Here is a 15,420-nt window from a genome sequence, read left to right as displayed (position 1 = left end):
GTATCGAGGCACCGGTTCTGTTCCCATCGCACGTCATGAACCGTCATGCGCCGGGGGAGCACGCCAGTGGGTAGCATGGCTCTCATGCCGACTGATGCCACACCTGATGCCACATCGCTGAGCCGCCGGAGCCCTCAGGTCGGCGTCGGGGAGCTCCTGGAGGGGCTGCAGCCCTCCTTCCGATTCTCCGAAGTCTCCTTCGACTCCTACATCCCGGACCCCGGACACCCCTCCCAGGCCGAGGCGGTGGAGGCGCTGCGGGAATTCGCCGGAACGGTCGGGTCCTCGCGGGGCTCCGGGGGACTGCTGTCTCGGCTCTTCAGCGGCAGATCATCGCGGGCGGCCGCCACGAAGCGCGCCGGGGGGATCTATCTCGACGGCGGCTTCGGGGTCGGCAAGACGCATCTGCTCGCATCTCTCTACCACGCCTCACCGGGACAGCGCGCCTTCGGAACCTTCGTGGAATACACCAATCTCGTCGGTGCCCTGTCCTTCCGCCGCACGGTGGACGTGCTCTCCGACTACAGCTTGGTCTGCATCGACGAGTTCGAGCTCGACGACCCCGGAGACACGGTGCTGATGTCCCGACTGATGCGCGAGCTGACCGATGCCGGCGTCAAGCTCGCCGCGACCTCGAACACGCTGCCGGGCTCGCTCGGGGAGGGGCGCTTCGCCGCGTCCGACTTCCAACGGGAGATCCAGGTCCTGGCCGATCAGTTCTCCGTGGTGCGCGTCGACGGGGAGGACTTCCGGCATCGAGGCCTGCCGGAGGCCCCGCCCCCGCTCGCGACCGAGCAGCTCGAGGAGTTCGCCCACGGACATCACCGCGAGGCGGAGATCGTCGTCGACGACTTCGACGCGCTGACCGCGCATCTCACCCAGGTCCATCCGAGCCGCTACCGCCAGCTCATCAGCGGAGTGGAGGTCCTGGTGCTCAAGGACGTCACCACCATCGACGCTCAGTCACTGGCTCTGCGCTTCGTGGTGCTGGCGGACCGCCTCTACGACCAGGATGTGAAGATCATCGCCTCGGGCGTGCCCTTCGACCAGCTCTTCACCGAGGAGATGATGTCCGGGGGATACATGAAGAAGTACCACCGCGCCGTTTCGCGTCTCACGGCGCTGGCCCGCTCGGGGCAGATGGGGGAGCAGGCGCTCTGAGGGGTGTGCCGCTCAGAGCGCCTGCCCATTCGGCAGCACCACTGGCGGCACCAGCGGCAGCACCACCCGAAGCCGGTCCGTGAGCCGTGCCGTCGGCGCGGCACCGGATGTGTTGCGCAGTCGAGAGGCGTAGACTCGATCCTCACCATCGGCCGTCCGCCGAGCCCCGGTCCCAGGATCCGTCGCCGCATCCGGCCACACCCGCGGGCAGTTAACGGGGCGTTCACCGGCGTCTGGTTGGCTGGATGCCGTCGGATCAGAGAAGGGGAGCGTCAGCATGATCAGAGACCAGGTGCAGGACATCGTGGGAGATCTGAACCAGGCCCCCCGGGAGAACCTGCGCGAGTTCATCGACCGGCTCCGTGAAGGCGGCTACACCGTCCAGGACGGTCACACTCCGGATCCCGACCTCATCGACCCGCAGGGCAACGCGGTCGAGACCTGGCAGGAGAACTACCCCTACGAGCAGCGGCTCGAGCGCGACATCTATGAGCTGGAGAAGTACCACCTGCAGGTGGAGCTGCTGAAGTTCCAGTACTGGGCCGAGGACTACGGGCTCAAGCACGTGCTGGTCTTCGAAGGACGGGACGCCGCCGGCAAGGGCGGCACCATCAAGCGCTTCACCGAGCACCTCAACCCCCGGACCGCTCGGGTGGTGGCCCTGAACAAGCCGTCCGACCGGGAGCGCGGACAGTGGTACTTCCAGCGCTACGTCGACCATCTGCCCACTGCCGGCGAGATGGTCCTGTTCGACCGCTCCTGGTACAACCGAGCCGGAGTCGAACGGGTCATGGGATTCTGCTCCGACGACGAGTACGAGGTCTTCATGCGGCAGGCGCCGCAGTTCGAGCAGATGCTCGTCGACGCAGGGATCCACCTGACGAAGTTCTGGTTCTCCGTGACCCAGAAGGAGCAGCGCACCCGGTTCGCGATCCGTCAGATCGACCCCGTGCGGCAGTGGAAGCTCTCCCCGATGGACCTGGAGTCGCTGGACCGGTGGGAGGCCTACACCGACGCCAAGGAGGAGATGTTCCGCCGGACGGACACGGACCACGCGCCCTGGATCACCATCAAGTCCAACGACAAGAAGCGGGCACGCCTCAACGCCATGCGCTACTTCCTCAGCCAGTTCGAGTACGAGGGCAAGGACCACGAGGTGGTCGGGGAGCCCGATCCGTTGATCGTCCGCCGCGGCCGCGACGCCGTGGGCGACTGAGGGCCCGTCAGGACCCCACGGGCGGTCTCTCCGAGACCTCCTGCGCAGCCGCCGGACGCAATGGTCATCACATTCGGGGGCTTGAGGCGATAGAGTGGACACGCTCGCCTCCTCGGTCGTCGTCGACCGTCGACGGCGAGCATCGTGTCATCTGAGCACCTTCCGCGGCCTCACCACAGGGTGGAGGCGGCATGAGGAGACTGCGCCATCCCGGAAACGTCACGGGATTAGGATGCACTCGATCGATCACCAGACCTCGATAAGGAGACTGCATGAGTGCCGATATCGGCGTGACCGGACTGGCCGTGATGGGGGCCAACCTGGCACGGAACCTGGCCCGCAACGGCTACACCGTGTCCCTGCACAACCGGTCGGTGGCCCGCACCGATGCCCTGCTTGAGGCTCACGGGGACGAGGGCAGCTTCGTCCGCACCGAGACCCTCGCCGAGCTCGTCGAGTCGCTGGAGCGCCCGCGGCGGGTGCTCATCATGGTCAAGGCCGGAGCTCCGGTCGACGCGGTCATCGAGGATCTGGTGCCTCTTCTGGACGAGGGCGACATCATCATCGACGCCGGCAACTCCCACTACCCGGACACGCGTCGCCGTGAGGAGGCGCTGCGGGCCAAGGGACTGCACTTCGTCGGCGTCGGTGTCTCCGGCGGTGAGGAGGGTGCGCTCAACGGCCCCTCGATCATGCCCGGCGGATCCCAGGAGTCCTATGAGACGCTGGGCCCGATGCTGGAGAAGATCGCCGCCCAGTACCACGATGAGCCCTGCTGCGCCTGGGTCGGCACCGACGGCGCGGGCCACTACGTGAAGATGGTGCACAACGGCATCGAGTACGCCGACATGCAGGTCATCGGCGAGGCCTACGACCTGATGCGCAGCCTCGCAGGCCTCGAGCCCGCCGCACAGGCCAAGGTGTTCCGGGAATGGAACACGACGGACCTGGCGTCGTATCTGATCGAGATCACCTCGGAGGTCCTGGAGCAGGAGGACGAACTGACCGGCCGTCCGCTGGTCGACGTCGTCGTGGACTCTGCGGGCCAGAAGGGCACCGGCCGCTGGACGGCCATCTCCGGGCTGGAGGTCGGGTCCCCGGTGACCGCGATCGCGGAGTCGGTGTTCGCCCGCTCCATCTCCTCGCAGCGTGATCTGCGGGCCGAGACCAACGCGGCCTTCAGCTCGGGCATCGATGAGAATGCCCCGGCGGCAGAGTTCGGCTCCGACTTCGTCGAGGACGTGCGCAAGGCCCTCTACGCCTCCAAGCTGGTGGCCTATGCCCAGGGTCTGGACATGCTGGTCGCCGCCGGTCAGGAGTACGGATGGGACCTTGACCTGAAGTCCATCGCCTCCCTCTGGCGCGCCGGCTGCATCATCCGGGCCGACCTGCTGGACACCATCATGAAGGCCTACGACGCCGACGCCGAGGATCGCCCCAAGAACCTCCTGCTGGCCGAGGAGTTCACCGAGGCCATCAACGAGTGCCTTCCGGCCTGGCGTCGTGTGGTCGCCGCCGCCGCGCAGCACGGCGTGCCCGCTCCGGTCTTCGCTTCCTCGCTGGCCTACTACGACAGCCTGCGCCGCGATCGTCTCCCGGCCGCTCTGACGCAGGGGCTGCGCGACTACTTCGGCGCGCACACCTATGAGCGTGTGGACAAGGACGGGACCTTCCACACCCTCTGGTCCGGCGATCGGAGCGAGATCGAGGCCTGAGTCGGCCCAGGCGGCGACCCCGACGGTGCAGTCCCTGCCGACGACGTCGCAGGTCTTCTGCCCGAGGCTGGTCCCACAGAGTCAGACGTGACGGAGGCCCGGTCTGCGGCGCGCCCATGATGGCGGGCGTCGCAGACCGGGCCTTCGGCGTGGGATGCACTTTTCGGCGACGCCGGAGCCGGAGTGCAGGGCCCCGGGCAGGCGGAACGATGCTCTAGGATGACGTGATATGACTCACACTTCATCGTTCGCGCATCCAACTGACCCAGGTCAGACGCCAGGATCCACCCCGTCCGCCCGTCTCGGCGACTCCCGGGTCTCGCGCCGGGCGGCCTTGGCAAGCCTCGGTGCCCTCGCTCTGCTGCCGATCGGCCTGCAGGCCGCCGCAGCATATCCCGGGGACTCCTCACAGGCGGAGACACCGACACAGGCGATCCGCAGCTACGACGACATGATCCGCGAGCTGCGGAAGATCGAACACACCTCCCGGGGGCGGGTCACCGTCACCACGCTCGCCGAGGTGGGGACCGCAGAGACCCACTCGGAGCAGGGTCGTGACCTCTACGTCGCCCAGGTGGGGCAGGGGGACCGGCACGTCTGGATCCAGGGCCGGATCCACGGGGACGAGCCCTACGGCGTCGAGGCCACCCTGGCCGTGCTCAAGGAGCTGGGCAGCAGCGGCCAGCAGACTGCTGAGCTGCTGCGGGACGAGTTCACGCTGCACATCATCCCGATGTACAACCCTGACGGTTCGGAGATGAACACCCGGACCACCACGCTGTGGGACACGGAGGCGGACGCTCCGCGCACCGACGACGACGGCAGAGAGCTCACGGTGGATCTGAACCGCGACTGGACGCTGGAGGGCTTCCTGGCGCGCGAATCCCGGGCCTGGTACGAGTACTGGACCATGGTCCGGCCCAGCTACGCGCTGGACATCCACCATCAGGGGCGCAAGCGCGATCCGGAGACGGGAGAACCGATCACCTTCTCGCTGGGCATCTCTTTGGCACCGGGCGGCCCCACGCTGCCGGACATCCGTGACGGCGAGTTCGATGTGCTCACCCGTCAGATGGCCTCCCAGGTCTGGCTGGACACGCGCCACCGCGGCCACATCTCCACCGATCGGTACGACGTCGGCGGCGGTCAGGTGATCGACATCCGCGGGGGCGTGGTCTCCGCCATGATGCTGGGACTGGACTGGCAGGGGCTGAACTCTGCCGGACACGCGAACGCGGCGATCTTCTTCGAGACCTCCGGCAACACTCGCGACGGCGACCTCGGACAACGGGGACGGGGCCGTTTCATCCAGCAGAACATCCTGGGTGTGGAGTCCTGGCTCGCAGGCCTGGCCACCGGCGACACCGTCGACCTGGACCCGCAGACCTGGGACGAGATCCCCCACGCGCCGGTCGAGTACTACTTCACGGACTGGGGCGGTGTGATCCCGATCGACGACGTGTGAGGCCACCCTGCAGACGGCACGGAGGCGGCGGAACCTGGTGAGGACCGGGGCCGCCGCCTCCGTCGTGTCGGCTCCTGAGGTGGTCAGGAGGTGGTCAGCGCCTCAGAAGAGCAGCGCCGCGACTCAGATGAACAGTGCCGGGTCGAGCGCATACTCCGCGGGGTCGACGGCGGGCTGCCGCTCCTCGTCACGGCGCTTCCGGTCCTTCGCCGGGATGCCGGTGAGGATGGAGTTCTTCGGCGCCGACTTCACGACCACGGCGTTGGCTCCTATGGCGGAGCCGCTGCCGATCTCCACGGGCCCGAGCACCTTGCGCCGGCGCCGACGACCACGCCGTCCTGCAGGGTCGGGTGCCGTTTCACCGCCTCGAGCGAGCGGCCGCCGAGGGTGACGCCTGATAGAGCATGCAGTCATCGCCGATCTCGGTCGTCTCGCCGATCACCACGCCCATGCCGTGGTCGATGAAGAACCGACGACCGATCTGGGCCCCGGGGTGGATCTCGATTCCGGTCAGGCTGCGGGTCACCTGAGAGAGAGCCCGGGCGGGGGTCTTCAGGGGCCGGTGCTGCCACATCCGGTGGGCTACCCGGTGGGACCAGATGGCATGCAGACCGGAGTAGACCAAGGCCACCTCCACGTCGCTGCGGGCGGCCGGATCGTGCTCGCGCGCGGAACGGATGTCCTCACGCAGACGCTTGATGATTCCCAAGGTGGTTCGGTGCCTTTCGACGTCGACGGCGGGTCACAGCAGGGTATCGGCGCGGTGCCGTCCGCGGCCAGTCGGCCTGGCCGCGGAACGTGGAGCAGTCCCAGGTCAGGGCGGGCTCAGGCGGGACAGGCTCAGGTCAGACGTCGGCCGATGGGTCAGCCGCGGATGTCCTCGTAGAGGAGCGTGGAGATGTAACGTTCGCCGAAGTCACAGGCGACGGTGACGATGAGCTTGTCCCGGAACTCCTCGCGAGCCGCCACGTCCAGGGCGGCGGCCACGTTGGCCCCGGTGGAGATGCCCCCGAGGATCCCCTCCTGCGTGCCCAGCTGGCGCGCAGTCTCCAGGGCCTTGTCGAGGTTGGCGGTGATGACCTCGTCGTAGATCTCGCGGTCGAGGATGTCAGGGACGAAGTTCGGACCGATGCCCTGGATCTTATGCGGCCCTGGGGTCCCGCCGGAGAGGATCGGGGAGTCCTCAGGCTCGACGGCGACGATGTGGAGGCCCGGCTTGTGCTCGCGGAGCCGGCGTCCCGCGCCGGTGATGGTCCCGCCGGTGCCGATGCCGGAGACGAGGACGTCGACGGCGCCGTCGGTGTCCTCCCAGATCTCCTGACCGGTGGTGCTGTAGTGGACCTGCGGGTTGGCCTCATTGGCGAACTGACGGGCCCAGATGGAGTTCTCGGTCTGCTCGACGATGGCTTTCGCCTTCTCCACGGCGCCGCGCATCCCGTCGGCGCCGGGGGTCAGCACGATCTCGGCGCCGAAGGCCCGCAGCATGACCCGGCGCTCAGTCGACATGGTCTCCGGCATCGTGAGCACCACCCGGTAGCCCCGCGCCGCGCCGACCATGGCCAGGGCGATCCCGGTATTGCCGGAGGTGCCCTCCACGATCGTCCCACCCGGCTTCAGGACGCCGGCGGCCTCCGCGGCGTCGACGATGGCCGTGCCGATGCGATCCTTGACGGAATGCGCCGGCGAGTAGAACTCCAGCTTGACCGCCACATTGCCGGGCAGGTCGGCGTCGAGCCGATTGAGCCGCACCAGCGGAGTGCCGCCGACGGCCTGGGTGATGTTGTCCAGGATCTTGGCCATGGTGGTGAAACCTCTTCCGTGAGGGTGGTGGGATCGGACGCGCAGGAGGGCGGCACGCCGTCGGCGGGACGACGACAGCCCCGATCCTGACTCTATCTGCTGATCAGACGAGGGCTCCGTCACGGAGCCACGGGGCGTAACGCTGGCGCAGCGCCGAGACCTTGGGGTCGATGATCACGCGGCAGTAGCCCACGTCGGGGCGGCGCAGATGGAAGCCCTGGTGCTCCGGCTCGGCCTCGAAGACCCTCCCCAGGGGCTCCAGCGTGGTGACGATCGGACGGTCGTAGGCTGCCTGGACGCGGGCCACGGCCTCTGCGAACTCTTCGCGCTCGGTGCGGTCGGCGTAGAACATCGCCGACCGGTACTGCGTGCCGACGTCGTACCCCTGGCGGTTGAGGGAGGTCGGGTCGTGGCAGCTGAAGAAGACGTCCAGGAGGACCTCCGTGGGCAGGGTGTCGGGCTCATAGGTGATCTCGACGGCCTCGGCATGACCGGTCGTCCCGTTGCAGACGGCGATGTACTCGGCCGGTCCGGTGCCCCCGGTGTAGACGCTGCGCACGGCGGTGACGCCGGCGAGGCGACGGGCCAGGGAGTCCAAGCACCAGAAGCAGCCGGCCGCCAGCACCACCGTGCGGGACCTGCGTGGACCGTGCGGGCTGGCATCGTGCTGGCCTGGGGGCCGCTCGCCGGCCCCCGGGGTGTTCGTCCTGCTGGCTGGGCTCATGCCTGAGACAACTCCCCGAGCCTTTCGGTCATTCCGGGGCGCGGCGCCGACCGCTTTCATCGCCCGGTGCGTCCCTGGTGATATCCCCGCGGAGAGGGTAGAACTGGTGGCATGGCAGACCATTCCGGCCCTGGAACCCACTCCTCACCGGCTCCGTCCGGTGTCGCCCCCGCGCCTCCTGTGGCCGCAGGCCGCCGTGTGCCGCTGCTGCAGGACGTGCTCGAGATCATCGAGGAGCTGTGGCCGTCCTCGCTGGCGGAGAGTTGGGACGCCGTCGGGCTCGTGACGGGCCGGCGGGATCGGCCCGTGGAGCTGATCCATTTCGCCGTCGATCCCGTGCGCACGGTGGTGGAGGAGGCGTGCTCGGCCGAGGCGGACCTGCTGATCACCCATCATCCGCTGCTGCTGCGGCCGGTGCAGAGCGTCGAGGCGGGGTCGTTCAAAGGCGAGATCGTGCACCGGCTCATCGAGTCCGGATGTGCCCTGCTGACCGCCCACACCAACGGCGACTCGGCGGTCGGAGGGGTCAACGACGTGCTGGCGGAGATCCTCGGCCTCGAGGATGCGGAGCCCTTGCAGGCTGCCGAAGACGGGCTCGCGGAGGAAGGGCTGGGCAGGATCGGCTCCCTTCCCCAGGGCACTACGCTGGGCGACTTCGCCGCCACGGTCTTCTCGATCCTGCCTGCCGTCGCCGGAGGGGTGCGGGTGGCCGGGGATCGGGATGCCTTCATCCGGCGTGTGGCACTGTGCGGCGGCGCCGGCGACGGTCTGCTGCGTGCCGCCCGTGAGGCAGACGCCGATGTGTACATCACCGGTGACCTTCGACACCATCCGGCATCCGAGGCGCGGGAGGCGGTGCGCGACGGACGCCCTTACCTGATCGACGTCTCCCACTTCGCCAGCGAATGGCTGTGGCTGCCCGCCGCGGCCCAGGCCTTGGACCGTGCCCTGGCGGATCGCGGCTACGATGTGGAGGTCGCCGTCAGCGGCATCAACACCGACCCCTGGGACTTCGTCATCACTCCTGGCCGGTGAACCGGCGGAGAGCGTCCTCCTCTCGGTGAGGATGCGCCCGGCGACGCCATCGACCCGCTGCAGGACCTGACAGGAGAGACGTGACCACTCTGATCATCGAGGCCGACGGCGGCAGCCGCGGCAACCCGGGCATCGCCGGTGCAGGGGCCCTCGTCCGCGACGAGGCCGGCCGCATCCTCGCCACCAAGGCCACGCCCATCGGGAAGGCGTCCAACAACGTGGCTGAGTACACCGGACTGATCGACGGCCTGAAGCTGGTGCGGGAGATCGACCCCGAGGCCGCCGTCGAGGTGCGTATGGACTCCAAGCTCGTGGTCGAGCAGATGAGCGGTCGATGGAAGATCAAGCACGCCGACATGAAGCGGCTGGCCCAGGAGGCCTCCCAGATCCTGCCGCTGATGAACGTGACCTTCACCTGGATCCCGCGTGCCCAGAACGGCGACGCCGACGCGCTGAGCAATGAGGCCATGGACGCCGCCGCCGCCGGCCAGGACTGGGATCCGGCGAGGAGCCGCGTGCGGCCCGGCGCCTGAGCAGGGCGGGATCCTCAGGGGCGTATCCTCTGCCCCGCTTCCGAGGGCCGGACCCGAGCGCCGGAGGCTCGGGCCGCGCGCAGGCTCAGCCTGCGGCGATGAGGTCCAGCTGGTGGGGCGTGCGACCAGCCGCCGGGCGGACCTCGACGTCCCAGCGTTCGGCCGCCAGCTCGGCCACCTGATCCACGGTCTCGGGCATCTGCTCGGCGCGCAGCACCATGCCGGTGAGCTCGCCTCGGGCGTGCTTGGCGAAATGGGTCACGACCTTCCGCGTGCCCTCACGCTCGGTGAAGCTGTTGACCACCAGAGTCTGCTCCGGGTGCGGACGGTAGGCCGCCGCATAGCCGGAGGAGCGACAGTCCAGCACCAGCTGGTCGCCGACCCGTTCACGCAGCGGTTCCGCCAGGGCACCTCGCCAGTACCCGCCGAGTCGGCCCGGTCCGTCTCCGGCGGCGGGGGAGAGGTCCACACCCATGGACAGCCGGTAGGCCGGGATCCGGTCCGTGAACGACGTGGCTCCGAAGAGGCCCGAGAAGACCAGCACCTTCTCCGCCGCGCGCCCCAGCGCAGTGGCCGACAGATCAGGCGCTCCGAGCGCCTCGAAGAGCACCCCCGTGTAGACGTCATGGGCCGGTGCGGCGGGTGCCTCCCAGAGCTGCTGGTTGCGCTCCACCTCGCCCATGACCTTCGCGCCGACCTTGAGGATCTCCTGCGCGTCGGACTGTCGGCTCACCCGGATGAGGCGTCCACGGCGGTGCGCCGCTGCTCGGCGAGCTCCGGCAGGATCAGCGAGTCCAGGTCCAGCCGCGCCGTACCGTCAGGGTCCGGAGCGGTCTTGCCTTCGGAGGGAGGGAGAAAGATCAGCACCGGAGCAGGCTACCAGCGGTCTGCTCGGTGCCGCGGACCGGCCCATGGCGCCGTGCTGGGCTCTGGCCTGACCTCAGAGCACCCGCGCACCGGCGCGTCGCAGGGAGTCCATCGCCTGACGTGTGCTGGTCGACCTCGCCCCCACCGGGATGACGGCCACGTCCGTGCCGTCGACGACCAGCTCACCGATGCGGAGCCGCAGCTCTTCCTGGGCTGTCCGGGGAGGCAGGTGCCTCCCGCCGCGGCCGACGGTCGGCAGACCGTCGGTCACCAACAGCACCCGCCGATGCTGGGGCTCCTCGGCCTCGAGGAGCTCGGCGGCGAGGTCCAGCGCCGGCACCAGGGGAGTGCCGCCTCCGGCGGGGACCCGGTCCAGGGACAGTCGGGCTCGGGCGGCACTGGTGGTGCGTCCCACGAGCAGCCGTGGCACGGATCCGGCCGCCAGGACCACCGAAACCGTCCCGCGCCGTGACGCGGTGCTGCTCACCAGATCGGACAGCGTGCGTGAGGCCTGCGAGAGGCCAGAGCTGCGCAGGGAGGAAGAGCCGTCGATGACGATCACGCTGTGTGTCCCTCCGAGGCGTCGACGCAGCACTCCGCGCAGATCCTCACGTCGGACCACGACGTCGGCGGCGGAAGCGGTGGGCGACTGAGCCTGGGATTCGGCAGGATCCTGCCTGGAGCTCGACTCCAGCGGCCGGCGGCCTGGCATGTCCCCTTCGCTCCGGCGGCCGAGACCCCGACGGCGGGCCGCCCGGCGGAGAGTGGGAGCAGCGCGATGATGCCGCCGCACGCTCGACGGCCACCTCCCGGAAGGCGGCCCCCCGGTGCTGGGACCGGCTCCGGGAACCGCCGCGGCCGTCCAGGTGCCGACGGGCCAGGGCTCTGCGCTGGCTGAGCGTGCTCGGCAGCGTGGCGTGGATCCCGGTGGGGCCGTCGAGCTGCCCCTCGGGCGCGTCAGGCAGGGCGAGCTCGAGCGCGCCGGGGTCGTCCAGGCTCGCAGCACCTCCGGGCGGGCCGCCTTCCTGGGCGGTGGTCTCCTGGGCGGTGGTCTCCCGGGCGGTGGGCCCCTCTGCTGTGGTGCTCTCCGCCCTGGCGTCGTGCTGTGCGCCGTCGATCCCCTCGAGGGGGCCGTCGTCACAGGCCGGGGCGTGGTCCCCAGCCTGAGGTTCGTCCTCCGAGCCGACCTCCCGCGCATCCGAGGACTCCCCGGCTGTCGTCTCGGGCGTCGGCGCATCGGGGGGAGAGCCGGTGTCCGTCCGGTCCTCTGGGGTCGGTCCGTCCTGAGCGGGCCCGTCGTCGGCATCTGGCCCATCGCTCGGATCGTCCGGGGCGGGACCGGACACTGCGGAGACTGAGGGGGAGTCCGGGCCAGATGGTGGCTCTGTGTCAGAGGGATCGTCAGCTCCGGTCGGTTCCTGGAGGGGCGGAATCCCCGGATCCTCCGTCGCGGAGGTGCAGGCTGCGCGAGGAACCGCGACGGTGCGCGCCACGAGGTCCGCCGCACGTCCGCTGCCGATCCTGGCGCTCAGCGAGATGGCCAACCGGGAGGCGGCCACGTCGAGGCCATGGTCCTGGCACCCGGCTCGGTCGAGCATCATCACGACGGCGGTGAGGAGGTCCTCGCCCTCGAGCGCGGTCCCCGTCAGCTCGGACTGGTCCGGGGACGTCCGGGCAGAGCGCGTCCCCGGCGGGTCGAACCGCAGGATCGCCGTGCACCGTCGCAGCAGCGGAGCCGGGACCTCGCCCATCGTCTCCGCCAGCGCCAGGACCCTGGAGCGGTCGATCATGGCCAGCTGGTCGGACTCCCTCCGGTCCGGGTGGCCCACTACGACGTCGGCGTGGTCCTGCAGCCGCCGAAAGGCGGTCTGGGCCAGCACCGGGTCGCCGGTGCACAGGAGGCCACATTCAGCCCCAGCCGTCCAGGCCTCCATCACCGGCTCCCAAGGACCGTCAGGCGCGTTCGACCTGGTGTCGGCCAGGTCCTCGGCGAGCCGGCGGCGGCGGGAGCTCATGCCGCGCGCAGTCCCAGCACGCGGGCCGCGGTGAGCTTGACCCGGGCCGCCTGGACGGTGGCGCTCTCACCCGGTCGGGCCGCGTACGGTGCGGCAGCGGCTGGGGCGGCGGCCTGCGCGACGTCCGTCTCCGTCGCCGCGTCACGGCCGGCCATCGCTGCCAGCGCCCGTGCGGTCCTGGCCAGGACGAGGTCGGCGCGATGGCCCACGGCGCCGGACTCCACGCAGACGTCGACGACACGGTCGAGCACGCGCTCCGGGACCTCGACGTGCCTGAGCCTCTCCCGCGCACGGAGGATGCGTTCGGCGAGCCGGGCCTCGCGGTCCTGGTGCAGCGCGGCGAACCTCGCCGGGTCGGCGTCGTGCTCCAGCCGACGCTGGACGATCTCTCGACGCAGACGCAGGTCGCGGATGGTGCGGACCTCGGTGGCGAGGCCGAATCTGTCCTGCAGCTGGGGGCGCAGCTCGCCCTCTTCAGGGTTTCCGCTGCCCACCAGCACGAATCGCGCGGGATGGACGTGGCTGAGACCGTCCCGCTCCACGCGGTTCACCCCTGACGCGGAGACGTCGAGGAGCAGGTCCACCAGGAAGTCATCGAGCAGATTGACCTCGTCGATGTAGAGGATGCCGCCGTGCGCCTCGGCCAGGATCCCGGGGGCGAAGACCATCTCTCCGCGAAGGGCCCTGTCCACGTCCAGACTGCCCACGACCCGATCCTCAGCGGCCCCCAGGGGGAGTTCCGCCACGGGCATCTCGACTCCATGGGCCGAGAGCAGGTGACCCAGCGCTCGGATGGTGGTGGTCTTGGCGGTGCCGCGGTCGCCGAGAGCCAGCACGCCGGAGATCTCCGGGTCGACGGCGCACAGCATCAGACAGTTCTTCAGCTCGTCCTGGCCGAGCACAGCGGTGAAGGGAAACACAGGCGACGACCCTACGGTAAATGCGAAATATTCGCAATAAAAGGTGCGTCTGACGGCGCCGTCACAGCGCTTCAGTGTGCTGGAGCTCACTGATACGCTCGCTGGACACAGGCGTGAGGGATCTGGGTGATTCTGACCTGCGGAGACGGCTGGTCGCCGCGGTGGCGGACGGTGCGCGCGGCCTCCCGTCCTCCCGACCTGCACCGAGGCACGTCTGACGGACTTCCAGCTGGAGAGGTACTGACCTGATGCTCGAGACATTCCTCGGGGCGAGTCTGCTCGTCCCCATCATCGGCCTGATTCTCGTCGTCGTGATCGCGGCGGCGGCGGTCGTGGCCCGCTATCGCGTCGCGAAGCCCAATGAGGCGATCATCGTCTCCGGTTCAGGGTCCAAGCGGAGCCCGGACTCCGAACTTCCCGCCAGTCAGAAGATCGTCCAGGGCGGTGGGGTCTTCGTCCTGCCCTTCGTCCAGAAGGCCGATTCCATCTCCCTGGAGTCCCGGAAGGTGCTCCTGGAGACGTCGGCGATCACCCAGAACGGCATCAACCTCCATGTGGAGGCCGTGGCACTGGTGAAGGTCGACGGCAAGGAGGACTCGATCCGCGCCGCCGCCCAGCGGTTCCTGGGGCAGCAGCAGGAGATCGAGCGTTTCACCAAGGACGTCCTGGAGGCGTCGCTGCGCTCCATCCTCGGCACGATGACGGTGGAGCAGGTCAATCGGGAGCGTGAGGCCTTCGCCTCCCGCGCCTTGGACGAGTCCGAGTCCACGTTGACCAATCAGGGCCTGCTGCTGGATGCCTTCCAGATCCAAGGAATCCGGGACGACAACGACTACCTGGTCGACCTCGGCCGTCCGGAGGCCGCCAAGGTCAAGCGCGACGCGGACATCGCCGAGGAGAACGCGCGGCGGGAGTCGGAACGTGCCCGCATCGCCGCCGAGCAGGAGATCCTCGAATCACAGCGTGAGCTCGATCTGCGGGACGCCACCATTCGCGAGGAGACCGACCAGGCCAAGGCCAAGGCGGCTGCGGCCGGCCCGCGCGCCGAGGCGGAGGCTCAGCGCGCGGTGGTGGACCAGCAGCGTGAGACGGCGGAGCGCCGGGCCGAGCTTCGTGAGCAGGAGCTCGTGGCCGAGGTCCACAAGCAGGCCGACGCCGACCGCTACCGGGCCGAGCAGGAGGCCGAGGCCCGGCGCGTCGCCGAAGTTCGCCGAGGCGGCAGGCTCAGGCCGAGCGGGTCCGCCTCGCCGCCCAGGCCGACTTGGAGCGCCGCGAGAAGGAAGCCCGCGCCATCCGGCTCGAAGGTGAGGCAGAGGCTGCGGCCATCCGCGAGAAGGGCGAGGCGGAGGCCTCTGCGCTGCGTGAGAAGGCCGAGGCCTACCGCAGCTTCGGGCAGGCGGCCATCATGGATCGGATCATCGAGGCGCTGCCGGAGATCGCCCGGGAGGCCGCAGCCCCCATGAATAACATCGACTCCCTGACCGTGATCGACTCGGCCGGCGCGAACAAGGTCGTCAAGAACGGCGTGGACAACGTCAATCAGGCCGTGGAGCTGGCGAGTTCCGCATTCGGCATCGATGTGCGGGCGCTGCTGCGTGACTTCACCTCGGGCTCGAGCTCCTCAGAAACGTTCGATGCCGGCGTCGTCGGCCCTCAGGGGTCGGCGTCAGACCCTCAGACCGCCGACGGCGACGTCTCCTCCGTCGACGGCCTCTCCGTCGACGACCGCGACTGACGGAGGGTCCACGACGATGATCGGGTTCGTCGTCCTGGCGCTGGTCTTCACCGTGCTCACGGCGCTGACCTTCATCCTGGACGGGCTGCTCGACTCCGTCATACTTGATCTCGGCGCCGACGGGCTGATCTCCTCCACCTCGGTCTGCGCCGCAGTCGCCGGCGCGGCTACGGCGGATGGATCGGACGGGGAGCTCTCGACCTCGGTTCGGCGGGAGCGCTGATCGTGGCCGGA

At 69.4% G+C, this 15,420-nt stretch carries 15 protein-coding genes and 2 pseudogenes; 9 read left to right on the top strand and 8 right to left on the bottom strand.

What is annotated here, in order from left to right:
• Window positions 1-75: 75 nt before the first annotated feature.
• From zapE to BCY76_RS00550, 4 genes are all read left to right on the top strand, one after another.
• A complete protein-coding gene (zapE, locus tag BCY76_RS00565) occupies window positions 76-1,161 on the top strand; it encodes a cell division protein ZapE (RefSeq protein ID WP_070162597.1) in 1,086 nt (361 codons plus the stop codon).
• 277 nt (window positions 1,162-1,438) lie between these two features.
• Entirely contained in the window at window positions 1,439-2,377 is a 939-nt protein-coding gene (gene ppk2, locus BCY76_RS00560) for a polyphosphate kinase 2 (RefSeq protein ID WP_085437035.1), read from the top strand.
• A 272-nt stretch (window positions 2,378-2,649) separates the two neighbouring features.
• Complete coding sequence (gene gndA, locus BCY76_RS00555) at window positions 2,650-4,092, top strand: NADP-dependent phosphogluconate dehydrogenase (protein ID WP_070162599.1); 1,443 nt, start codon at window positions 2,650-2,652, stop codon at window positions 4,090-4,092.
• Between the two features lie 229 nt (window positions 4,093-4,321).
• Window positions 4,322-5,557 (top strand): M14 family zinc carboxypeptidase, encoded by a 1,236-nt coding sequence (locus BCY76_RS00550; RefSeq protein ID WP_083277804.1) that lies wholly within the window; start codon window positions 4,322-4,324, stop codon window positions 5,555-5,557.
• Window positions 5,558-5,680: 123 nt separating this feature from the next.
• On the opposite strand, the pseudogene epsC reads toward BCY76_RS00550, so the two are convergent.
• The 3 genes and pseudogenes from epsC to msrA form a co-directional block, all read right to left on the bottom strand.
• Window positions 5,681-6,266: pseudogene (gene epsC, locus BCY76_RS00545) on the bottom strand (serine O-acetyltransferase EpsC).
• Window positions 6,267-6,421: 155 nt separating this feature from the next.
• Window positions 6,422-7,357 carry a cysteine synthase A gene (gene cysK / locus BCY76_RS00540; protein WP_070162601.1) on the bottom strand — a complete coding sequence of 312 codons (936 nt, stop codon included), beginning with the start codon at window positions 7,355-7,357 and terminating at the stop codon, window positions 6,422-6,424.
• Between the two features lie 103 nt (window positions 7,358-7,460).
• A complete protein-coding gene (msrA, locus tag BCY76_RS00535) occupies window positions 7,461-8,081 on the bottom strand; it encodes a peptide-methionine (S)-S-oxide reductase MsrA (RefSeq protein WP_083277805.1) in 621 nt (206 codons plus the stop codon).
• Window positions 8,082-8,192: 111 nt separating this feature from the next.
• On the opposite strand from msrA, the gene BCY76_RS00530 reads away from it, so the two are divergent.
• Both BCY76_RS00530 and BCY76_RS00525 read left to right on the top strand, forming a co-directional pair.
• A complete protein-coding gene (locus BCY76_RS00530) occupies window positions 8,193-9,116 on the top strand; it encodes a Nif3-like dinuclear metal center hexameric protein (RefSeq protein ID WP_083277806.1) in 924 nt (307 codons plus the stop codon).
• Window positions 9,117-9,196: 80 nt separating this feature from the next.
• The gene (locus BCY76_RS00525) at window positions 9,197-9,649 is read left to right on the top strand and encodes a reverse transcriptase-like protein (protein WP_170922537.1); all 453 of its coding nucleotides are present in this window, start codon (window positions 9,197-9,199) and stop codon (window positions 9,647-9,649) included.
• A gap of 85 nt (window positions 9,650-9,734) precedes the next feature.
• On the opposite strand, the gene BCY76_RS00520 is transcribed toward BCY76_RS00525, so the two are convergent.
• From BCY76_RS00520 to BCY76_RS00505, 5 genes are all read right to left on the bottom strand, one after another.
• Complete coding sequence (locus BCY76_RS00520) at window positions 9,735-10,382, bottom strand: YaaA family protein (RefSeq protein WP_170922536.1); 648 nt, start codon at window positions 10,380-10,382, stop codon at window positions 9,735-9,737.
• Window positions 10,379-10,516, bottom strand: coding sequence for a hypothetical protein (locus BCY76_RS17900; protein ID WP_170922535.1), 138 nt, complete (start codon window positions 10,514-10,516; stop codon window positions 10,379-10,381). The genes BCY76_RS00520 and BCY76_RS17900 overlap by 4 nt, the downstream gene beginning before the upstream one ends.
• A 73-nt stretch (window positions 10,517-10,589) precedes the next feature.
• Window positions 10,590-11,078: a VWA domain-containing protein gene (locus BCY76_RS17895; RefSeq protein WP_170922534.1), complete on the bottom strand. Its 489-nt coding sequence runs from the start codon at window positions 11,076-11,078 to the stop codon at window positions 10,590-10,592.
• A 46-nt stretch (window positions 11,079-11,124) separates the two neighbouring features.
• The gene (locus tag BCY76_RS17890; RefSeq protein ID WP_170922533.1) at window positions 11,125-12,531 is read right to left on the bottom strand and encodes a hypothetical protein; all 1,407 of its coding nucleotides are present in this window, start codon (window positions 12,529-12,531) and stop codon (window positions 11,125-11,127) included.
• On the bottom strand, window positions 12,528-13,451 hold the full coding sequence (locus BCY76_RS00505) for an ATP-binding protein (protein WP_201791051.1): 924 nt from the start codon (window positions 13,449-13,451) through the stop codon (window positions 12,528-12,530). The genes BCY76_RS17890 and BCY76_RS00505 overlap by 4 nt, the downstream gene beginning before the upstream one ends.
• A 248-nt stretch (window positions 13,452-13,699) precedes the next feature.
• Here BCY76_RS00505 and BCY76_RS18775 point away from each other — a divergent pair.
• The 3 genes and pseudogenes from BCY76_RS18775 to BCY76_RS00495 all read left to right on the top strand — a co-directional run.
• Window positions 13,700-14,344: pseudogene (locus BCY76_RS18775) on the top strand (flotillin family protein); the annotation flags it as partial.
• A gap of 368 nt (window positions 14,345-14,712) precedes the next feature.
• Window positions 14,713-15,186 (top strand): flotillin domain-containing protein, encoded by a 474-nt coding sequence (locus BCY76_RS18415; protein WP_237089877.1) that lies wholly within the window; start codon window positions 14,713-14,715, stop codon window positions 15,184-15,186.
• A gap of 16 nt (window positions 15,187-15,202) precedes the next feature.
• A complete protein-coding gene (locus BCY76_RS00495; protein WP_070159968.1) occupies window positions 15,203-15,409 on the top strand; it encodes a hypothetical protein in 207 nt (68 codons plus the stop codon).
• Window positions 15,410-15,420 lie beyond the last annotated feature (11 nt).

This window comes from Nesterenkonia sp. PF2B19 (assembly GCF_001758425.2).
Lineage (GTDB): Bacteria > Actinomycetota > Actinomycetes > Actinomycetales > Micrococcaceae > Nesterenkonia > Nesterenkonia aethiopica.
The sequence above is the reverse complement of the archived record's forward strand: the minus strand, read 5'-3'. Positions and strand labels throughout refer to the sequence as shown.